The organism is Planomonospora alba (genome assembly GCF_039534085.1).
In the GTDB taxonomy this organism is placed as follows: Bacteria; Actinomycetota; Actinomycetes; order Streptosporangiales; family Streptosporangiaceae; genus Planomonospora_B; species Planomonospora_B alba.
Genome location: NZ_BAAAUT010000040.1, coordinates 38,719 through 57,593, shown reverse-complemented (window position 1 = coordinate 57,593; position 18,875 = coordinate 38,719). Strand labels below are relative to the sequence as shown.

Sequence of the window (18,875 nt, the reverse complement as noted above, 5' to 3'; positions counted from 1 at the left end):
CGGTCCGAGGCGCGCATCCCCGGCCGGCGTCGCCGGGGCCTCCCGGGGGCCGGGGGAGGGGGTCAGCCGCCGTCCTGCCGCAGGTCGTAGTCGTGCCGGGCGGCCAGGACCGCGGGCATGTGGGAGTGCAGGTGGCCGATGAGGTCGAGCAGCTTGGCGGCGGTGGCGCGGCCCAGCTCGGTGAGGCTGTACTCCACACGGGGCGGCATGACGGCGTGGACCTCGCGGCGGACGAACCCGTCGCGCTCCAGCGTCTGCAGGGTCTGGGCGAGCATCTTCTCGCTCACCCCGTCGACGCGGCGGCGCAGGGCGTTGAAGCGGGCCGGGCCCTCGTGCAGCCCCGTCAGGACCAGCACGCCCCAGCGGCCGGTGAGATGCTCCAGCGCCGCCCGGGAGGGGCAGGCGCGGGCGAACACGTTGAACGCGAGCTCCTCGGCCCGGTGGTCCGCCCCGGCGGCGGGAGGCGTCGATGCGTCCATGCCGCCATGCTACCCGACACGCAGCACTGTGAAAAAGTTTGCGCTGTAGATTTGAAAGCGTATAGTGAGGTCCGGCCGGTCCGACGACCCGCCGCTTCCCCGCCCGCCACCTGCCGCCAAGGACATCACGATGATCGTCGTCACCGGAGCCACCGGACCGTTCGGCCGCCTGGCCGTGGAACACCTGCTCGACCGCGGCGTGCCCGCCGCTGAGATCGCCGTCGCCGTCCGCGACCCGGCCAGGGCCGCGGGCCTGGCCGCGCGCGGCGTGGAGGTCCGCACGGCCGACTACGACCGGCCCGCCACCCTGGCCCCGGCCCTCGCCGGCGCCGACAAGCTGCTGTTCGTCTCCGCCAACGGCCCCGACGACCTGCGCATCACCCAGCACCGCGCGGTCGTGACCGCCGCCCTGGAGGCGAACGTCGGCCTGGTCGCCTACACCTCGATCGCCGGCGCCGACACCAACCCGATCGGCCTGGCCCGCGTCCACCGCGACACCGAGGCCGCCCTGGCCGCCGCCGGCCTGCCGACCGTCCTGCTGCGCAACAACTGGTACACCGAGAACTACACCGCCACACTGGCCGACGCCGTCGCCCGCGGCGCGATCGCCGGCAGCGCCGGCGACGGCCGCATCGCCTCGGCCGCCCGCACCGACTACGCCGAGGCGGCCGCGATCGTGCTCACCTCCGACGACCAGGCGGGCCGGGTCTACGAACTGACCGGGGACACCGCCTGGTCCCTGGCCGACCTGGCCGCCGAGGCCGCGCGCGTCTCCGGTACGCCGGTCGCCTACACCGACCTGCCCGCCGAGCGGTACGCGCAGATCCTCACCGGCGCGGGCCTTCCGGGCTTCGTCGTCGACATGCTCGTCGACGCCGACGTCAAGATCTCCCAGGGCGCCCTGGCCACCGTCACCGGCGACCTGTCCGCCCTGCTGGGCCGTCCCACCACCCCGCTGGCCGAGACCGTCGCCGCGGCCCTCAGGGGCTGAACCCCCGCGGCCGCCCCGTCCCGCTCCGGGCCGGCCGCGATCCGGCACCGATCCGGCACCGCCCGCGGCGGGCGAAGCGCCGGATCGGATGCTCCGGTACGCGGGAGCCCGCCGGTATCGTCGGTGTCCGATCGACTCAGGGCGGAGGTTCGCATCGTGGACGAAGTGGATCTGCGGCATCTGCGGCGGTGCGTGGAGCTGGCCGCAGAGGCGCTGGAGAAGGGCGACGAGCCGTTCGGGTCCGTCCTGGTGGCGGAGGACGGGACGGTGCTGGCCGAAGGGCACAACGAGGTGGCGTCGGGTGACCGTACGCGGCATCCCGAGTTCGAGCTGGCGCGGTGGGCGGCGGCGCACCTGACGCCCGCGGAGCGGGCGGCGGCGACCGTCTACACCTCCGGCGAGCACTGCCCCATGTGCGCCGCCGCGCACGCCTGGGTGGGCCTGGGGCGCATCGTCTACGCCACCTCCTCGGAGCAGCTGTCGGCCTGGCTGGCCGAGCTCGACGTGCCGCCGCCCCCGGTGCGGACACTGCCGATCCGGGACGTCGCTCCCGGCGTGGCGGTGGAAGGGCCCGCCGACGAACTGGCCGGTCAGGTGCGCGAGCTGCACCGCAGGTTCCACCGGGGCGGTTTTTCTCCGGCACGGTGTCGATCCGGCGGGAGGCCGTCCGTATAGGGGATGAGAGGCCGGCGCACGCCGGCGCGACACCGACCGGCCGAGGAGGATCGGAGACATGAAGCACTACCTGCTCAGCATCCAGCAGCCCGACGGGGGCGCGCCCGCGCCCGAGATCCTGGAGCCGATCATGAAGGAGGTGGCGGCCTTCAACGAGGAGCTGCGGGCCTCGGGCGCGTGGGTCTTCTCCGGCGGGCTGCACGACCCGGGCGCGGCCACCGTGGTGCGGGTCCGCGACGACGAGGTGCTCATCACCGACGGCCCGTACGCCGAGGGCAAGGAGCACGTCGGCGGGCTGTCCGTCATCGCGGCGCCCGATCTGGACGCCGCGCTGGAGTGGGCGCGCAAGCTCGCCCGGGCGACCACGCTCCCGGTGGAGGTGCGCCCGTTCCAGGGCGAGCCCGGCGAGCACCTGGCGTAGGGGGCGGAGGTGCGCACCGGCCGCCGGTCCCTGCCCGGCCGCCGCCCGCGGCGCTCCGGAGCGCGTGACCGGGGGCCGCGATGACGCCCGCCGTACCGGGGACGCCGGGGGTGTCGGCCGCGGACGTCGAGCGGGTCTTCCGCGCCGAGTACGGCCGCGCGGTCGCCGTCCTGGTCCGCCGCCTCGGTGACATCGACGCCGCCGAGGAGGCGGTCCAGGAGGCGTTCGCCGCAGCGCTGCGCCGCTGGCCGGAGCAGGGGCTGCCGCCCAGCCCGGCCGGCTGGATCATCACCACCGCCGGCAACCGGGCCGTCGACCGCCACCGGCGGGAGGCCGTACGGGCGGACCGGCACGCCCAGGCGGCCCTGCTGCACGCCGGTGACCGGGCCGCCGCCGAGGAGGGACCCGTGCACGACGACCGGCTGCGCCTGCTGTTCACCTGCTGCCATCCCGCGCTGGCCCCCGCCGCCCGGGTCGCGCTGACCCTGCGGCTGCTGGGCGGGCTGACCACCGCGCAGATCGCCCGAGCCTTCCTGGTGCCCGAGCCGACCATGGCCCAGCGGCTGGTCCGGGCCAAGAACAAGATCAGGGACGCGCGCATCCCCTACCGCGTCCCGGGTGAGGCCGACCTGCCCGACCGGCTCCGCTCGGTGCTGACGGTCATCTACCTGATCTTCACCGAGGGGCACACGGCCGACTCGGGTGAGCGGCTGGTCCGCGGGGAGCTGTGCGCCGAGGCGATCCGCCTGGGCCGCCTGCTGGCCGGGCTCATGCCCGACGAGCCGGAGGTGCTGGGGCTGCTGGCGCTGATGCTGCTGACCGAGTCCCGGCGGGCCGCCCGTACCGGGCCGGACGGGAGCCTGGTGCCGCTGGCCGAGCAGGACCGCACCCGCTGGGACCGCGCCCTGATCGCCGAGGGCCAGGACCTGGTGCGGGCGTGCCTGCGGCGCGGCCGCCCCGGTCCCTACCAGGTCCAGGCGGCGATCAACGCCGTGCACGGCGACGCGCCGAGCGCGGCCGCCACCGACTGGCGGCAGATCGTGCGGCTGTACGACCTGCTCCTGGAGCTGGCGCCGAGCCCGGTCGCGGCCCTCAACCGCGCGGTCGCCGTCGCCGAGGTCGACGGGCCGCGGGCGGCGCTGGAGATCGTCGACACCCTCGGCCTGGACCGCTACCACCTGTTCCACGCCGTCCGCGCCGACCTGCTGCGGCGACTGGGCCGCGGGGCGGAGGCGGCGCGCGCCTACGAGGCGGCCATGGCCCGCACGCAGAACGCGGTCGAGCGCGCCTTCCTGCACCGGCGCCTGCGGGAGCTCGCCCCGGTCCGCGCCGGAGCGGAGGGCGGAGCGGGCGCCGGTGCGGCGGACCGGCCGGTGCGGCCCCCGGCGCGGCCGTGATCAAGCGGAGGCCGGTCCGGCCTGCTACCCTCGCCGGTATGCAGCGTGCCGCCATGACGACGACGCCGGAGAGTGTCCCGGCGCGCTGACAGCTGTCTTGATCTCAAAGCCCCGGGGCGAGTGCCCCGGGGCTTTCGCTTCGCGGTACCCGCCTCCCGCATCCGCGAGGAGACCACCGTGCACGACCACCGCAGACTCGGCCGCGAGCTGGAGCTGTTCGACACCGACCCGCTGATCGGCGCCGGCCTGCCGTACTGGCTGCCCGACGGCGCGACCGTGCGGCACGCCCTGGAGGAGTACGTCCGCGACGCCGAACGGCGCGCCGGCTACCGGCACGTGTACTCGCCCGTGCTGGGCAAACGCGAGCTGTACGAGATCTCCGGGCACTGGTCGCACTACAGCGACGACATGTTCCCGGCGATGGTCCTGGGCGGCGAGCAGGTCGTCCTGCGGCCGAGCCTGTGCCCGCACCACGCGCTGATCTACCGCTCCCGCTCCCGAAGTCACCGCGAGCTGCCGCTGCGCATGGCCGAGCTGGGCGGCATGTACCGCTCCGAGCCGTCGGGCGTGCTCGGCGGGCTGACCCGGGTGCGGGCCATCCAGCTCAACGACGCCCACATCTTCTGCACCCTCGACCAGGCCGCCGGCGAGGCGCGCGGCGCCCTGGAGATGATCCGCAGCGCCTACGAGGCGATGGGCGTCGTCCCGGCCCGCTACCGGCTGTCGCTGCCCGGCCCCGGCGGCAAGTACGTCGCCGCACCGGAGCTGTGGCGGCGCTCGGTGGCCCTGCTGACCGAGGTCCTGGAGGACTCCGGCCTGCCGTACGAGGCGGCCGAGGGCGAGGCCGCGTTCTACGGGCCCAAGATCGACGTCCAGGTCGCCGACGCCGCCGGCCGCGAGTCCACCCTGTCCACCGTCCAGATCGACTTCCACCAGCCCGAGCGGTTCGGCCTGCACTACATCGGCGCGGACGGCGCCCGGCACCGCCCGGTCATGGTCCACCGCAGCGTCATCGGCAGCGTCGAACGCGCCGTCGCCCACCTCGTCGAGCACCACGGCGGCGCCTTCCCCGCCTGGCTGGCCCCCGTCCAGCTGGTCGCCCTGGCGGTGTCGGAGGCCGAGCTGCCCGCCGCGGAAGCACTCGTACGGCGCTGCCTGGACCTCGGGCTGCGCGCCGAGGCCGCCGGCCCGGAGCGGGGCAGCCTGGGGGCCCGCATCCGCCGGGCCCGGCTCGTGCCCTACCAGGCCGTCGTCGGCGCGCGGGAGGCAGCCGGCGGTCTCCTCGCCCTGCGCCTGCGCGACGGGCGCCGCATCGAGGCGCGGCCCGCGGAGGAGGTGCTGGCCCGCATCCGCTCCCTGGTCGGCGCCCGCACCACCGCGCTGTGGGACGGCGCCGCCGCGTAGCACGGGCCGGGATCCCCGGGCGCGGGGATCCGGGCCGCCGCGGACGGCGGCTGGCCGGGCCGGCCGTACGGCCCGCCAGGGGAGCGCCCGGGTCCGCCGGCCCGCCCGGATCGGCGGTGCGGCCGCCCGGGCCGCCCGCGCCGGGCGTGCCGTCAGGGGCGCGGGTCCAGGGAGATGTGCGGGGACAGCGCGCGCAGGAAGCCGGGCGCGTCGAAGATCTCGCCGGCGGAGGCGACGCCGACCGTCCTGGTCCGCCCGGTCAGGATGCGGTCGACCGCCTCCACCACCAGCGGCGCGGTGACGGCGTAGATGTCCCGCCCCCTGGCCGTGACGCGCCGCTCCTCGCCTCCGGAGCGCACGACGACGTCGACGAGGAACGTCTGTGCCGACCGCCCCAGCTCGTCGGCCGGAGCCGGCGCCGGGGTGTCCGGGGCCGCGAGCTCCCTGGCCGCCTCGACCGTCATGTAGGTGCGCACCTCGGGGATGGACAGGTGGCTGGGGACGGTGACGACGTCGGCCATCGTGAACTCCCCGATGACGGTCCGGGGGCCCATCGGGTCGGGGAAGGGCCACTGCAGCGTCGGCGGGTCGTCATGGCGGTACTCCAGCCGGCCGTTCGCGTAGCGGACGCGCCGGCCGTCCCGCCGCCGCCGGGAGACCGCTCCCGCGGCGCGGGTCCCCGCCGTGGGATGCCAGCCGCTGAGCCCGTACGCGATGTGCGCCTCGTCGGCCGCCGTCCAGTCGCCCATCGCGGCGGTGGTCAGCAGGTCGCCGAGGCCGCCGTAGAAGGCCATCGCGGGCACGACCACCGCCCCGGCGGCGCGGGCGCGGCCGGCGAAGTGCGTGAAGGTGTCGAGGTTGGCCTCGATCTCGGCCGCCACGTCCACGTACGGGATCCCGGCGCGCAGCGCCGCCTCGATCACGGGGGCGGCCGTCGTGGCGAAGGGCCCGGCGCAGTTGACGGCGGCCGCCGCGCCGGCCAGCGCGCGGTCGAGCGAGGCCGGGTCGCCGACCGACGCCGGCCGGGCCTCCAGCCCGGTCTCGTAGGCCAGCTCCTTCAGCTTGCCGGCGTCGCGGCCGGACAGGACCGGGACGAACCCGCGCTCCCGCAGCCGCGCCACCACGAAGCGCCCGGTGTGCCCGTACGCGCCGAACACCGCCACCGTCTGCCCTGATCCCATGGGTCGTCTCCCCGCGCTCGAATGGTCTCTGCGATCCGTCACGGAGATCCTTCCGGGAGCGGGCGTCCCGCACGAGTGTCCGGAACGCCATCACCCATACAATTCCGGACATGCACACTGTCGCGCTGGCCGTCACCGACGGGATGCTGCACTTCGAGCTGTCCCTGGCCTACGAGGTCTTCGGATCCGATCTGACACACCTGGCCGACCCCTGGTACGGCTTCACCGTCTGCGGGCCGGGCGCCGTGCGGGCCGGCCGGTTCCGGCTGGAACCCGACCACGGCCTCGACCACCTCCCGCGCGCCCGCACCGTGATCGTCCCGGGCTGGGCCGACGTCGACGTGGATCCCCCCGCCGACCTGGTCGAGGCGGTGCGTGCGGCCCACGAGGCCGGCGCGCGGGTGGCCTCCCTCTGCACGGGCGCGTTCATCCTGGCCGCCGCCGGCCTGCTGGACGGCAGGCGCGCGACCACGCACTGGGCGCACGCCCGGGAACTGGCCGCGCGCCACCCCCGGGTGGAGGTGGACCCGGACGTGCTGTACGTGGACAACGGCAGCGTGCTCACCTCCGCGGGCAAGGCCGCCGCCATGGACCTGTGCCTGCACCTGGTCCGCCTCGACCACGGCTCGTCGGTCGCCAACGCGGTCGCCCGCCGCCTGGTCGTGCCGCCGCACCGGGACGGCGGCCAGGCCCAGTTCGTCACCACCCCGGTGCCCGCTCCGGACAACCACCCGCTCGCCGGGCTGCTCCCCTGGGTGATCGAGCGGCTGGACCGCCCGCTGACCGTGGAGGACCTGGCCCGCCGGGCGAACATGAGCTCGCGCACCCTGGGCCGGCACTTCAGGTCGGTGACCGGGACCACCCCGCTGCAGTGGCTGCTGACCCAGCGGATCCGTCACGCCCAGGAGCTGCTGGAGACCACCGACGACAGCGTCGAGGCCATCGCGGCGGCCACCGGCATGGGCACCGCCACGACACTGCGCCGGCACTTCAACCGCACGGTGGGTGTGCCGCCGGACACCTACCGCCGCACCTTCCGCTCCCGCCCCGGACCGGAGGGCGGCGGCCGGCCGCCGGGCCGGCCAGACTCGTGAAAGCGCTCTCTCAGACGTATGGTGGCGGGGTGGAGCTAGCCGAGATCCTGAAATATCCGGTCAAGTCGGTTTCGGGGCGAGCGGTGGCTTCGGCGGTCGTGGAGCCCTGGGGGCTGGCGGAGGACCGCCGCTGGGCCGTCGTGGACGAGCACGGCGGACTGCACTGGGCCGGGGAGAACCCCCGGCTGCTGTCCGTCACCGCCGAGGTCACCGACGACGACGGGCTGCTGCTCGACGCGCCGGGGCTGCCCCGGCTGAGGGTCCCCCCGGCCACCGGGGAGAACGTCCCCGTGGGCTTCGTCGAGCTGGACTTCGCGATACTCGCCGACTCCGGCGCCCACGCCTGGTTCACCCGCCTGCTCGGCAGACCCGCCCGCCTGGTCTGGCTCGACGACCCCAACCGCTGCGCCGTCCCGCCCTCCCACGGCGGCCTGCCCGGTGATGTCGTCAGCTTCGCCGGGGACGCCCCCATCCTGCTGACCTCCCGCTCCTCGCTGCGCCGGCTGGACGAGTGGATCCTCGAAGGCGCCCGGGAGCGCGGGGACGACCCGCCCGCCCCCCTGGACATGGCCAGGTTCCGCCCCAACCTCGTCATCGACGGCGCGTCCCCGTACGCCGAGGACGGCTGGCGCGAGATCCGCATCGGCGCGCTCGCCTTCCGCGTCACGGAACACTGCGACCGCTGCGCCGTCACCACCTACGACCCCGTCACCCTCCGCCGGGGCAAGGAACCCCTGCGCACCCTCGCCCGCCACCGCCGCTGGGGCGGCAAGACCTGGTTCGGCATCCGCCTGGTCCCCCGAGGCCGCGGCGAACTGCGGCTCGGCGACCCGGTCACCGTCCTGGCCTGAACCGGCCGGACCTGCCGAGGGCCCGCCGGAGCACGCATCCGGCCACCGGCTCCGCCGCCGGCGACCGCCGGCCGCAGGGCTGCGCAGGGGGCGCCCGCCGGTCCCGGTCATGCCGCGGCTCTCAGATGGGGGACGACGCCGCGGCCTCGTCGCTCGCACGCTCCCGGGGTTCGCGGTAGCGTCACTGTCTGTGCTGATATGTCGTATGCGGAAGTCGGAGGTGATCACGGTGCATCCGGTCTTGTGACAGCCCCAGCCCGGGGCGTCACGGAGCCGAAAGGTGACCGTATGAGCAAGACCGACAAGACCCGGCCCTGGTGGGTGCGGATGGCCGACGCGCCGATGGTGACCTGCGTGCCCGAGCATGATCATCGCTTCGGGCCGTGCACGCTGCCGGACGAGATCACCGCCGACAGCGCGTCCGTGAACTACCGCGCGAGCGGCTGCCACTGGCGCGCCACCGCGTACTACGTGTTCGACCTCGGTGGGGTCAGCGGGGGCCGGGAGGGATGCCGCCTGCGGCGCCAGGAGCGCCGCCGCGACCGTCACCGGGCGCGCCGCGAGCTGCGCGCCTGGCACGGCGAAGACTGAGGGAAGGGGCAGGGCCCGCATACCGGCGGGCCCTGCCCCCGACGCCGGACCCGTCGTGGCCGCAGCGACGCCGGACCGCGCGATCGTCCCCGGCCGGCGCCGGACCGGCCCCGGCACCGCCGGCACGCCTTCAGACCGTGGCCGTGGCGACCGGGTTCGGCCGGCGGCCCTGCCGGAGGCGGCGAGGCCGCATCAGGCGACGGCGGTGCCCTCGAGCTCCACCATCAGGTCGGGGACCGCCAGCCGTGTCACCCCGAGCATCGTGGTGGACGGCGCCACCCCGGCGGCGCCCAGCCGCGACGCCAGCACGCCGTAGTGCTCGAAGAGCCGGTCGACGTCGGTGGTGTAGACGTTGAGCCGGACGAGGTTCGCCAGGGACATGCCGGCCTCGCCGAGCACGGCCTCCAGGTTGTCGAGGCTCAGCGCCAGCTGCGCCGCCATGTCACCGGCGTGCCGGGGCTTGCCGTCGCCGTCCATCGCGGTCTGCCCGGAGCAGTACAGGGTCCGGGTGTGCCCGGAGACGATCTCCCCCTGGTTGTAGCCCAGCTCCACCGACCACGCCCACGGGTTGACCGCCGTTCGCTCCATCGCCATATCAGCTCCATTCGATTCGTTGACATCACCTGCGGCGATCGGCTCGCCGACCGCCGTCTTCCCGGTGTGGTGATCAGCCTCCCAACGAATCACGACATCCTTTGTCGTGTATCTCGATAGAGTTTCCGCATGCGCGCCGACCGGTTGGTCTCGCTGGTGCTGCTGCTGCGACAGCACGGTCGGCTGTCGGCGGCCGCCCTGGCCCGTGAGCTGGAGGTGTCCACCCGCACCGTGCTGCGCGACATCGAGGCGCTGTCGGCAGCCGGCGTCCCGGTCTACGCCGAACGCGGCCGGCACGGCGGTTTCGCGTTGCTGCCCGGTTTCCGTACGGAGCTCACCGGACTGAACCACGACGAGGCGCTCGCCCTGCTGGTGGCCGGATCGCGGCGTGGCGCGCAGGTGTTCGGCCTCGGTTCGGCGCTCGCCTCGGCGATGCTCAAGGTGGTCGACGCGCTGCCCGAAAGCCACCGGAAAACCGCGGCCGGCGCGGCCGGGCGGTTGCTCATCGACCCGGAGACCGACCTCCTCTCGCGCCGGCTGGTCGCCGAGGAGGTGCCCGACGCCGTGGTGGCCGAGGTCCTGCGCGCGGTGTGCGCCGGGCACAGGTTGCGCATCCGCTACGCGGCCGCGGACCAGGCCCCGAGGTGGCGCACGGTGGACCCGATCGGCCTGGTCACCGTACGCGAGCGGGGCTACCTGCTGGCCACGAGGTCGGGTGCGGACCGCACCTACCGGCTGTCCCGGATCCTGGCCGCCGAGGAGCTCGCCGAACCCGCGCAGCGACCGGACCGGGTCGACCTGGACCGGGCGTGGCGGGAACGCGGCACGCGCTTCCGGACCGGCGGTGACCAGGTCAGCGTGCTGGTACGGCTGGACCCGGCGCGGCGGGAGGACCTGGTGGGCACCGCGCTCGCGGTCCACGCCGAGGAAACCGACCCCGACGGCCGGCTGCGGCTGGAGGTGACCTTCCAAGACCCGAGACACGCCGAATGGGCGCTGTGGCAGCTCGCCACGGACGCGGAGGCCCTGGCCCCGCAGTGGTTGCGCGACTCCCTGCGCGACCGCGCCGCCGCGCTCGCCGCCCACTACGCAACGTCATCCTGAGCGCCGCCGGTTTCCCGTGCCGCCGGCGCGACCCGGACCGCTCCTCTCGCGGGGTTCCGCGGGTCGGACGGCGAAGCGGCTCAAGCAGGCGGTGCGTGAGCCCGGGCCCGCGCCCTCAGGACGACGAGGACTCGAAGGCGTTGACTTTGTCGCAAGCTATGACGCATCATCTTGATACAAAGGTTGCGACAAAGGAGGCGCGATGACCCGTGGACCGTCACCGGACACCGGCCCGCCGACGCGTGCGGCCGATCTGCGGCTGGCGAGCGAGTGGCTGGCCGTGCACGGCCTGTCCGACGCCCGCCCGACCCCGCTGCTGGCCAGCCGGCTGGCGGCCCGGGAACGCGCCCGCCTGGCCACTTACGTCATCCTGGCCGCGCTGATCATCGTGAGCGCCCTCGCCGCCACTTCCGCTTTCGGCGGCTTCCCGCCGCATCGCCCGCTGCCGTTGCCGGCCCTGGTCGCGTCGGTGGCCGGGCTGCTGCTGGCGCAGTCGCTGCTCGACCGGTGGGTGCGACGCGTCGACCAGCGGGCGGGCGCGGTGCTGTCACGCCGGGTCGCCCATCTGATCCAGCCCGGCTGGCGGGCCGTACTGGGCCTGCCGTACGCCGTTTTCGCGGTCGCCACGTTCGCCGGTGCGATGGTGCTGGCCGCAAGCGCCCTGGCCGTTCCCGAGCCCACCGTGCGGCAGCTGGCCGTCGTCGTGCTGGTCGGCCTGCTCGGTGCGACGGCCATCACCGCCCTGCAGCTGCGCCACCTGCTCAGGTTCCCGGTCGTGGCGGAGGACGAGGAGTCGCTGACCGCCGACGTCATCATGCGCGTTGAGAACGCCCGCGAGCTCACCACGCCGAACGTGCAGTGGTCACTGCCGGTGGTGCTGGTCGGCACCGCGCCCGGCTGGTGGAGCGCCGCCGCGTTCGCCTATCTGGTCCTGAGCCTGGCCGCGTGCGTCGCGCTCCGCCTCAAGACCCTCCCGAGCGCCGCGGTGGCCCGGCAGGCCATGAGCGCCCGATGATCGTCATCGACGCGGCCTCGCCGGTGCCGCCGTTCGAGCAGCTGCGGGCCCAGCTCGCCCGGCAGATCCAGGACCGCACGCTGGCCGTGGGCGCCCGGTTGCCGACCATCCGCCATCTGGCGGCCGATCTCGGCCTGGCCGTCAACACGGTCGGCCGGGCCTACCGGGAGCTGGAGGAGGCGGGGCTGATCGAGACGCGCGGGCGGGCGGGCTCGTTCGTGTCGGCCGCCGGTCAGGAGGGCCGGGAACGGGCCCGCCGGGCCGCCGCCGACTACGCGGCCGTGATCGCCAGCGTCGGCATCGACACGGCCGAGGCGATCCGCATCGTCCAGGCGGCCCTGGCGTCCGGCGCGCCGGCGCCGGCCTCGTCGTGACCGCGCCCCGGCCACGGGGCACGTCGCCGGCGACCGCCGCCTGCGCGCCGCTCATCCGAGGGCGTCGAGCTTGCGCTCCAGCACCGCCCGCTCGCGCTTGTTGCCGCACAGGCGCACCGCCAGCTCCAGCTCGGTGCGCGCCTCGTCGGTACGGCCCAGGCGGGTCAGCAGCTCCCCGCGCACGCTCGGCAGCAGATGCGAGCCCGCCAGCGCCCCGGCGGCCACCAGCTCGTCCGTGATCGGCAGCGCCGCTGCCGCTCCCCGCGCCATGGAGACCGCCACCGCCCGGTTGAGCTCGACCACGGGCGAGGGCGCCAGCCGGCCGAGCGCCTCGTACAGCAGCACGATCCGCTCCCAGTCCGTCTCCTCGACCGACGGGGCCAGGGCGTGGGATTCGGCGATCGCCGCCTGCAGGCCGTAGGCGCCCAGGCCCCGGCCGGCCTGCCCGGCGCGGGCCAGCGCGGCCCGCCCCCGGCCGACCGCGGCGCGGTCCCAGCGGCGGCGGTCCTGATGCTCCAGCAGCACCGGCGCGCCGTCCGGCCCGATGCGGGCGGGGAAGCGCGCCGCGGTCAGCTCCAGCAGCGCCAGCAGGCCGTGCACCTCGGGCTCGTCCGGCGTCAGGCGGGCCAGCACCCGCGCGAGCCGCAGGGCCTCGCTCGCCAGATCCAGCCGGATCAGGTCCTCACCCGAGCCGGCCGAGGACCCCTCGGTGAAGATCAGGTAGATCACGCTGAGGACCGAGCCGAGCCGCTCGGCCCGCTCCCGGGCGGACGGCACGGTGAACGGCACCCGGGCCGCCCCGAGGGTCTTCTTGGCCCGGGTGATGCGGGCCTGCACGGTGGCGGTCGGCACCAGGAACACCCGGGCGATCTCGTCGCTGGTCAGACCGCCGACCACCCGCAGGGTGAGCGCCACCCGCGCCTCCCGCGACAGCACGGGATGGCAGGAGATGAACATCAGCGCGAGCAGGTCGTCGTCGATCTGGTCCGGATCCCACAGCACGTCCTGGGCCTGGCGGGGATCGGCCGGTGCGCCGCCCGAGGCGGCGCCGCCCTCGCCCAGGTCACGGGCGAGAGCGGCGTACCGGTCGTCCAGGGCCGAGCGCCGCCGGAAGGCGTCGATCGCACGGCGCCTGCCGACGGTCAGCAGCCATCCCGCGGGATGGCGGGGCACCCCTTCGCGCGGCCAGGTCACCAGCGCCTCGGCCAGCGCCTCCTGGGCCAGGTCCTCGGCCAGCGCGAAGTCGCCGGTGTAGCGGGCCAGCGCACCGACGATCCGCGCGGACTCGATCCGCCAGACGGCGGCGACGGCCTGGCGGCCGGTGGGATCAGCCGCCCGCTGCCGGTTCCCGTCGGTCCCCGTCGATCCGCTCACAGCTGGCCGGTGGCCTCGCGCCACGCCCGCTCCTTCTGAATCCACTCGTTGTCCTGCGGGAACTCGTCGATCGTGGTGACCCGGCGGATCTCGGTCTTGAAGCCCGGTCCGGTGACCGGCGCGCGCCTGGCCCACTCGACGGCCTCCTCCTTGGAGGCGACGTTGAGGATGTAGAAGCCGTTGAACAGCTCCTTGGTCTCGCCGTAGGGGCCGTCGGTGACCACCGGCGGGTCGGAGGAGTAGTCGACGACCACGCCCTCGGCGGCGTCGGCCAGCCCCTCGGCGGCGACCAGGACGCCGGCCCGGACCAGCTCGTCGTTGTAGCGGCCGACGGTCTCCAGCATCTGGCCGAAGCCGACGTCGCCCATCTTCGCGAGGGCCTCGTCGGTGGCGCGCCAGATCAGCATGTACTTCATGGTCGGTGTCTCCTCGGGGTCGTCCGGGTGGGTCTCGGCTTCTGCCACGCGTAGGTCGAACGGGCGGCGCTGCGGATCGACACGGCGCCGGATCTTTTTCCGCGGGGAATCCGCCGGCGGGCCACGGCCTGTCCGCGGCGGGCGGATCCCGGACCTTTTCCAAGATCATTGGTTAGCGTACACGCCGGCCTCGGCGCCGGTCGAGCCGTTGGGCCGGTGCCCGCGCGCTCTGGGAGGACGCCGCCGCGCCCGGCTGGGCGGGCCCGGCGCCATGACTCCACGGCGACCCGCATCCGGCCGACGTCCTGACCGCGGCGGCGCCGTCTACGGTGTGATCGGCTTCATCGCGTCCGGTCATGCGGGTCCCGGCGGCGGGCCCTCATGGCGTGTTCGATCTCCTCGCCCGGATACGGCGTCGTCCTGCTGGTGCCGAACAGGTCCCAGTAGAAGTCGTTCATGGCCGCCGCCACGGGTGCGTACCGGCGGATCGTCGCGGCCACGGCCGGCGGGGCGCCGACGGGGTCCGCGCCGGCCGCGCACGCGCGGACGTACTCGTTGCGCCGCGCGGGACCGCCGTACTGCGGGTCCTCCACCCCGCAGACATGGGTGACGAGCCAGTTGACCAGCCGCATCAGCGCGTACCCGAGGTCGTGGGTCCGGTTGCGCTCCAGGAACCCGGCCTCCTGCGCGGACAGGTCGAACCGGGGGGAGGTCGCGAGTCCGAGGTCGGCGATGTACAGGCGTTCACCGTCGGTGAGGATGTTGCCGAAGTGGCCGTCGAAGTGCATCAGCCCCTGGCCGTTCATGAAGGCCACGTCGGCGAGCAGGCACGACTCGACCATGGCGCCCGCCGCCACCGCGGCGTCCCGGCCGGCGGCGAGCCGGGCGGTGAGCCAGTCGTCGAGGCGGTGGGGGATGAACTCCTGGAACAGCACGATGCCGGCCGAGGCGCGGGCGAGGGCGTGGAGACGGTCCCGCACCGCCGGTGAGCCGTCCCAGTACCGCACGACCGCCTCGACGTCGGCGTGCTCCTCGGTGGGCGGCGGCGCTCCCGGCAGCACGCGCCAGTGGTACAGCAGGGGGAAGGCCGCGCTGCGCCCGGTCAGGACCCAGTTGGTCGTCATGACGCCGGCCGCGAGCTCACGCCATGCGCCGAAGCCCGGCCCGGCGAACTCGGCGATTCCGTACTGGCAGAACGCGGGCACCCCGAACAGGTTCGCGGTGGACATCACGTTGCCCGCGCGGCGCTCCAGGTCGGTCAGCGGGATCCGCTTGGCGAAGACCGGCACCCCGTCGACGTCCAGCAGCACCGAGGTGCCGCCGACCCCCGAGCCCAGCACCCGCGCCTGCTCCAGGGCCTCGCCGAGCTGCCGGTCGCTGTGCAGCGCCAGCGCGCTCGCGACCTCGCCGTATCTGCCGACACGCGCACGTCGCGACATGTCCGACCGTGTGTCCTGCGGCTCCAATGACAGGCACCCCTCAGATCGGCTTCGCGTGTCAGATGCTACACCCGCCGGGGCGGGCCTTTCCGGGTCCGTTCCGCGGCGATGACCCCGGTGACGGTGGCGCGGGCGCCGCAGACGGTCCAGGAGTGCGCGGGGCGGGTGGGCGGCGCGAGAGCAGGCATCCCGTCAGCGCGGCGAGCAGGCCGGCCAGGCCGGCCGCCGCGAAGCCGCCCGCCGGCGCGGACGCGTCGATCGCGGCTCCCACAACCGGGGAACCGAGCGCGAACCCCGCGTTCAGGGCCGAGGACTGCAGGCCGGTCGCCTCACCCCGCACACCGGCCGGTGCCAGCCGGCTCACCGCGTCGGAGACCGCGGACAGGGTCGGGGCGGTGAGCAGCCCGGCACCGGCGACGGCCGCGCACAGCCACGGCCAGTCACGGGCGAGCCCGGCCGGGACCGTCGCCAGCCCGAGCAGGCCGAGCAGCAGCCAGGTGGGCATCCGCCGGGGCAGCGCTCCGTACACCAGGCCGCCCACGACGGACGTCATCCCGAACACGGCGACGACCACGGCCGCCCACGAGACCTGCCCGGCTTGTTCGAGAGTGGCGACGATGGCCAGGTCGACGCCGCTGAGCAGCACCGTGGTGCCGAACCCCATCGTCAGGACGGCGACCATGCGCGCCCCCAGCCACTCCCGGCGCCGGGGCCGGTCCGCCGCGTCGCCGCCCGTCTCGTCCCCGGTCCGCAGCGGCGGGTCGAGCAGGGCGATGCCCGCTCCGCCGACGACGATCGCGGCGCCCACGCCCCACACCACCGCGCCGGGGGACGCCTTCGCCGCGCACAGGATCACCACCGCGGGACCCACCATGTACGACAGCTCGCCCGTCACCGACTCCAGCGCGAACGCCGCCCGCCGCTGCCCCGGTGCCGTCATCGCGGCGATCGCCTGCCGGGTGACCGACTGGACCGGCACCATCAGCAGGCCGGCGGCGAAGGAGGCGCCCAGCACGACCGCGTACGGCAGCGCGGGCACGGCCAGCCAGAACACGAACTGCGCCGCGACCGCGGCCGGCAGCACGCTACGCAGGCCCCGCCGGTCGATCATCCGGCCCAGCAGCGGCCCGCCCAGCGCGACACCGGCGGTGAGCGCCGCCGCCACGGCGCCCGCCGCCGCGTAGCTCATGCCGAGGGCGAGCACGACGTACATCGTCAGCGCCATCACGTCCGCCGTGATCGCGGCACGGGCCAGCAGTGAGACGCCCAGCAGCGGTGCCATCCCCGGCACCGCGAGCACCTGTCGGAATCCGCTCACCGGCCTGACGCTAGATCGTGCGTCATGCCATAGGTAGCCGTTAATCCGTTGGGCCGGGCATAATTAATTCTTATGGCCCGTGATCTCGACATCGCACTCCTGCGGTCGTTCGTCACCGCCGTGCGAGCGGGCAGCATCAGCCGTGCGGCGGCGACGCTCGGCCACACCCAGCCCGCGCTCAGCCAGCAGCTGCGCAAGCTGGAGCGGGCCGTAGGCAGCCCGCTGCTGCACCGGGCGCCGTCCGGGGTCTCGCCGACCCGGGCGGGCGAGGAACTGCTGCCCTACGCCGAGCGCATCCTCGCGCTGTCGGCACAGGCGCTCGCCGAGACGGGGCGTGCGCTCACCGGGCACTGCGGCGTGGGACTCCTCGAAGACCTCGCCGTCTCCCGCCTGCCGCAGGCACTGGCCGACCTCGCGCGGCTGCATCCGGACGCGACGCTGGAGGTGCTCAGCCTCTCCAGCGGGGCGATGCGGGAGGCCTACGACACCGGCCGTGTCCAGCTCGTGCTCGACGAGGTCCCGGATCTCCCCTGGCCGCCGCGGTGGACGGTGCGTCTGCCGCTGGCCTGGGCGGTCGGGCAGGGCGTCGCCGTCGACGCCGATCCGCTGCCGGTGGTGCTGTTCTCGAACACGTGCGCCTGGCGGACGTCGGTGCTGGAAGCACTGGAAGGCACCGGGCGCCGCTGGCGGGTGGCGTTCGAAAGCAACAGCCTGGCCGGCGTGCTCGCCGCGCTCCGGGCCGGCCTCGGGGTCGCCGCGCTCCTGCCCGCCAACCTCGAACCGGCCATGGCCTGCCACGACGCGGCCGCGTTGCCCGCTCTGCCGGACGTCGAGCTCGGCCTGGCCCGCCGCCCCGGTACCGAGGGCGACGCGCTCGTCGACGCCGTGGAGACCGCCCTGCGGCGGATGATCTGAGCCGCACGCGGCGACGCCCCGGGTCGCGCCGCCGGGCGTGCCGTCCGCTCAGCGCCTCGCCCGGCGGACGGGGAAGGCCCGGTCACCGGCCGCCCGGGAGAAATCCGGATGCGGAGGACCGGCGGGGCGGGGTGTGATCGGGGGATGACGATCGAGATGGGCAGGCCGGAGGCCGACGGGCTCGGCGACGTGGTGCGGCTGCTGGGGCGGTGGCAGCACGACGCGGGACCCGTGCAGGTGCATCCGGGCGACGTGGGGTGGTTCTGGCGGTTCGGCGCGGAACGGACGGCGGAGGCCACGCGGATCTGGAGCCGGGCCGGGGAGGTCCTGGCGGTCGGGCTGCTGGACGGTGCGGATCTGCTGCGGCTGGCGTTCGCGCCGCAGGCGCTGCGGGACGGGGAACTGGCGCGGCAGGTGGCCGAGGACGCGGCGGCGCCCGGGCGCGGTGTGCTGCCCGAGGGCAGGGCGTACGTCGAGGCGCCGACGGGCGCGCTGGTCCGGGACCTGCTGTCCCAGGGCGGCTGGGAGAGCGGCGAGTCGTGGACACCGCTCCTGCGCGACCTCGGCGCTCCCGTGCCGGACCCCGGTGTCCGCGTCGAGGCGGTCGGGCCGGAGCGGGCGCACGAGTGGGCCGCGGTCCTGCGGGCGTCGTTCGACGGGTCGACGTTCGGCGGCGAGCGCTGGCACGCGATGGCGGCGGGTGCGCCGTATGCCGGCGCGCGGTGCCTGCTCGCCCGCGACGAGCGGGGCGAGGCGGTGGCGGTCGTGGCGGTGTGGTCGGCGGGCGAGGGCAGGCCGGGGCTGATCGAGCCGATGGGGGTGCACCGGGCGCACCGCGGCCGCGGCTACGGCAGGGCGATCACGGTCGCCGCGGCGCGCACACTCCGGGAGCTCGGTTCGTCCAGCGTGGTCGTGTGCTGCCAGAGCGCCAACGCCGGCGCCGTCGCCGCCTACCGGTCGGCCGGCCTTGAGCGGCTGCCCGAGAGACGGGATCTGTACCGGGACGTTTCCTGAGGCCACCGGTGCGGGGCCGGCCCCGCACCGGTGCGGAGGACACGGCGTGGACGGCCCGCCGGGGATGCGGGCCGTGGCGGGGGGCGGCGGACGCCGCGGCGCCCTGCCGGAGGACCGATAGGACAAGACGAGACGATCCGTCTTGACTTGAGAGTGGGGGATCGGTACCGTCATCCATCGAGACGAAACGGACCGTCTCGAAAGAGAACACGCCACCGATCGGAGCAC

The 18,875-nt window shown here is 75.0% G+C and carries 20 protein-coding genes; 13 read left to right on the top strand and 7 right to left on the bottom strand.

What is annotated here, in order from left to right:
* Positions 1-62: 62 nt before the first annotated feature.
* Positions 63-479 carry a winged helix-turn-helix transcriptional regulator gene (locus tag ABD823_RS23255; protein WP_344862956.1) on the bottom strand — a complete coding sequence of 139 codons (417 nt, stop codon included), beginning with the start codon at positions 477-479 and terminating at the stop codon, positions 63-65.
* A gap of 130 nt (positions 480-609) precedes the next feature.
* Between ABD823_RS23255 and ABD823_RS23250 the strand changes: the two genes are divergently transcribed.
* The 5 genes from ABD823_RS23250 to thrS all read left to right on the top strand — a co-directional run bounded on the left by ABD823_RS23250 (position 610) and on the right by thrS (position 5,367).
* On the top strand, positions 610-1,470 hold the full coding sequence (locus ABD823_RS23250; RefSeq protein WP_344862954.1) for an SDR family oxidoreductase: 861 nt from the start codon (positions 610-612) through the stop codon (positions 1,468-1,470).
* A gap of 153 nt (positions 1,471-1,623) precedes the next feature.
* On the top strand, positions 1,624-2,145 hold the full coding sequence (locus tag ABD823_RS23245) for a nucleoside deaminase (protein ID WP_344863002.1): 522 nt from the start codon (positions 1,624-1,626) through the stop codon (positions 2,143-2,145).
* Between the two features lie 58 nt (positions 2,146-2,203).
* Entirely contained in the window at positions 2,204-2,566 is a 363-nt protein-coding gene (locus ABD823_RS23240; protein WP_344862952.1) for a YciI family protein, read from the top strand.
* A gap of 80 nt (positions 2,567-2,646) precedes the next feature.
* Positions 2,647-3,963: an RNA polymerase sigma factor gene (locus ABD823_RS23235; protein ID WP_344862950.1), complete on the top strand. Its 1,317-nt coding sequence runs from the start codon at positions 2,647-2,649 to the stop codon at positions 3,961-3,963.
* Between the two features lie 120 nt (positions 3,964-4,083).
* Positions 4,084-5,367: a threonine--tRNA ligase gene (gene thrS, locus ABD823_RS23230; protein ID WP_425566644.1), complete on the top strand. Its 1,284-nt coding sequence runs from the start codon at positions 4,084-4,086 to the stop codon at positions 5,365-5,367.
* Positions 5,368-5,519: 152 nt separating this feature from the next.
* Here thrS and ABD823_RS23225 read toward each other — a convergent pair whose 3' ends face one another.
* Complete coding sequence (locus ABD823_RS23225; protein ID WP_344862946.1) at positions 5,520-6,548, bottom strand: saccharopine dehydrogenase NADP-binding domain-containing protein; 1,029 nt, start codon at positions 6,546-6,548, stop codon at positions 5,520-5,522.
* A gap of 110 nt (positions 6,549-6,658) precedes the next feature.
* Here ABD823_RS23225 and ABD823_RS23220 point away from each other — a divergent pair, with 110 nt between their 5' ends.
* The 3 genes from ABD823_RS23220 to ABD823_RS23210 all read left to right on the top strand — a co-directional run bounded on the left by ABD823_RS23220 (position 6,659) and on the right by ABD823_RS23210 (position 9,084).
* Positions 6,659-7,642 carry a helix-turn-helix domain-containing protein gene (locus ABD823_RS23220; protein WP_344862944.1) on the top strand — a complete coding sequence of 328 codons (984 nt, stop codon included), beginning with the start codon at positions 6,659-6,661 and terminating at the stop codon, positions 7,640-7,642.
* 29 nt (positions 7,643-7,671) lie between these two features.
* Positions 7,672-8,493, top strand: a complete 822-nt coding sequence (locus ABD823_RS23215; RefSeq protein WP_344862942.1) for an MOSC domain-containing protein — start codon at positions 7,672-7,674, stop codon at positions 8,491-8,493.
* A gap of 288 nt (positions 8,494-8,781) precedes the next feature.
* Complete coding sequence (locus tag ABD823_RS23210; RefSeq protein WP_344862940.1) at positions 8,782-9,084, top strand: hypothetical protein; 303 nt, start codon at positions 8,782-8,784, stop codon at positions 9,082-9,084.
* A gap of 192 nt (positions 9,085-9,276) precedes the next feature.
* Here the strand turns inward: ABD823_RS23210 and ABD823_RS23205 are convergent, their stop codons facing one another.
* Positions 9,277-9,672, bottom strand: coding sequence for a RidA family protein (locus ABD823_RS23205; protein ID WP_344863000.1), 396 nt, complete (start codon positions 9,670-9,672; stop codon positions 9,277-9,279).
* A gap of 135 nt (positions 9,673-9,807) precedes the next feature.
* On the opposite strand from ABD823_RS23205, the gene ABD823_RS23200 reads away from it, so the two are divergent.
* The 3 genes from ABD823_RS23200 (at position 9,808) to ABD823_RS23190 (ending at position 12,171) form a co-directional block, all read left to right on the top strand.
* Positions 9,808-10,782 (top strand): helix-turn-helix transcriptional regulator, encoded by a 975-nt coding sequence (locus tag ABD823_RS23200; protein WP_344862938.1) that lies wholly within the window; start codon positions 9,808-9,810, stop codon positions 10,780-10,782.
* A gap of 202 nt (positions 10,783-10,984) precedes the next feature.
* Positions 10,985-11,797 carry a hypothetical protein gene (locus ABD823_RS23195; protein ID WP_344862936.1) on the top strand — a complete coding sequence of 271 codons (813 nt, stop codon included), beginning with the start codon at positions 10,985-10,987 and terminating at the stop codon, positions 11,795-11,797.
* Positions 11,794-12,171, top strand: a complete 378-nt coding sequence (locus ABD823_RS23190; RefSeq protein WP_344862934.1) for a GntR family transcriptional regulator — start codon at positions 11,794-11,796, stop codon at positions 12,169-12,171. Before ABD823_RS23195 ends, ABD823_RS23190 begins: the two co-directional genes overlap by 4 nt.
* Positions 12,172-12,222: 51 nt before the next feature.
* On the opposite strand, the gene ABD823_RS23185 is transcribed toward ABD823_RS23190, so the two are convergent.
* From ABD823_RS23185 to ABD823_RS23170, 4 genes are all read right to left on the bottom strand, one after another.
* Complete coding sequence (locus ABD823_RS23185; RefSeq protein WP_344862932.1) at positions 12,223-13,545, bottom strand: RNA polymerase sigma factor; 1,323 nt, start codon at positions 13,543-13,545, stop codon at positions 12,223-12,225.
* The gene (locus tag ABD823_RS23180; protein ID WP_344862998.1) at positions 13,542-13,961 is read right to left on the bottom strand and encodes a YciI family protein; all 420 of its coding nucleotides are present in this window, start codon (positions 13,959-13,961) and stop codon (positions 13,542-13,544) included. The genes ABD823_RS23185 and ABD823_RS23180 overlap by 4 nt, the downstream gene beginning before the upstream one ends.
* A gap of 341 nt (positions 13,962-14,302) precedes the next feature.
* Complete coding sequence (locus ABD823_RS23175) at positions 14,303-15,400, bottom strand: serine/threonine protein phosphatase (RefSeq protein WP_344862930.1); 1,098 nt, start codon at positions 15,398-15,400, stop codon at positions 14,303-14,305.
* 58 nt (positions 15,401-15,458) lie between these two features.
* Positions 15,459-16,718: an MFS transporter gene (locus tag ABD823_RS23170; protein ID WP_344862928.1), complete on the bottom strand. Its 1,260-nt coding sequence runs from the start codon at positions 16,716-16,718 to the stop codon at positions 15,459-15,461.
* 72 nt (positions 16,719-16,790) lie between these two features.
* On the opposite strand from ABD823_RS23170, the gene ABD823_RS23165 reads away from it, so the two are divergent.
* Together ABD823_RS23165 and ABD823_RS23160 are read left to right on the top strand one after the other, a co-directional pair.
* Positions 16,791-17,633 (top strand): LysR family transcriptional regulator, encoded by an 843-nt coding sequence (locus ABD823_RS23165; RefSeq protein ID WP_344862926.1) that lies wholly within the window; start codon positions 16,791-16,793, stop codon positions 17,631-17,633.
* Positions 17,634-17,777: 144 nt separating this feature from the next.
* On the top strand, positions 17,778-18,647 hold the full coding sequence (locus ABD823_RS23160; RefSeq protein WP_344862924.1) for a GNAT family N-acetyltransferase: 870 nt from the start codon (positions 17,778-17,780) through the stop codon (positions 18,645-18,647).
* Positions 18,648-18,875 lie beyond the last annotated feature (228 nt).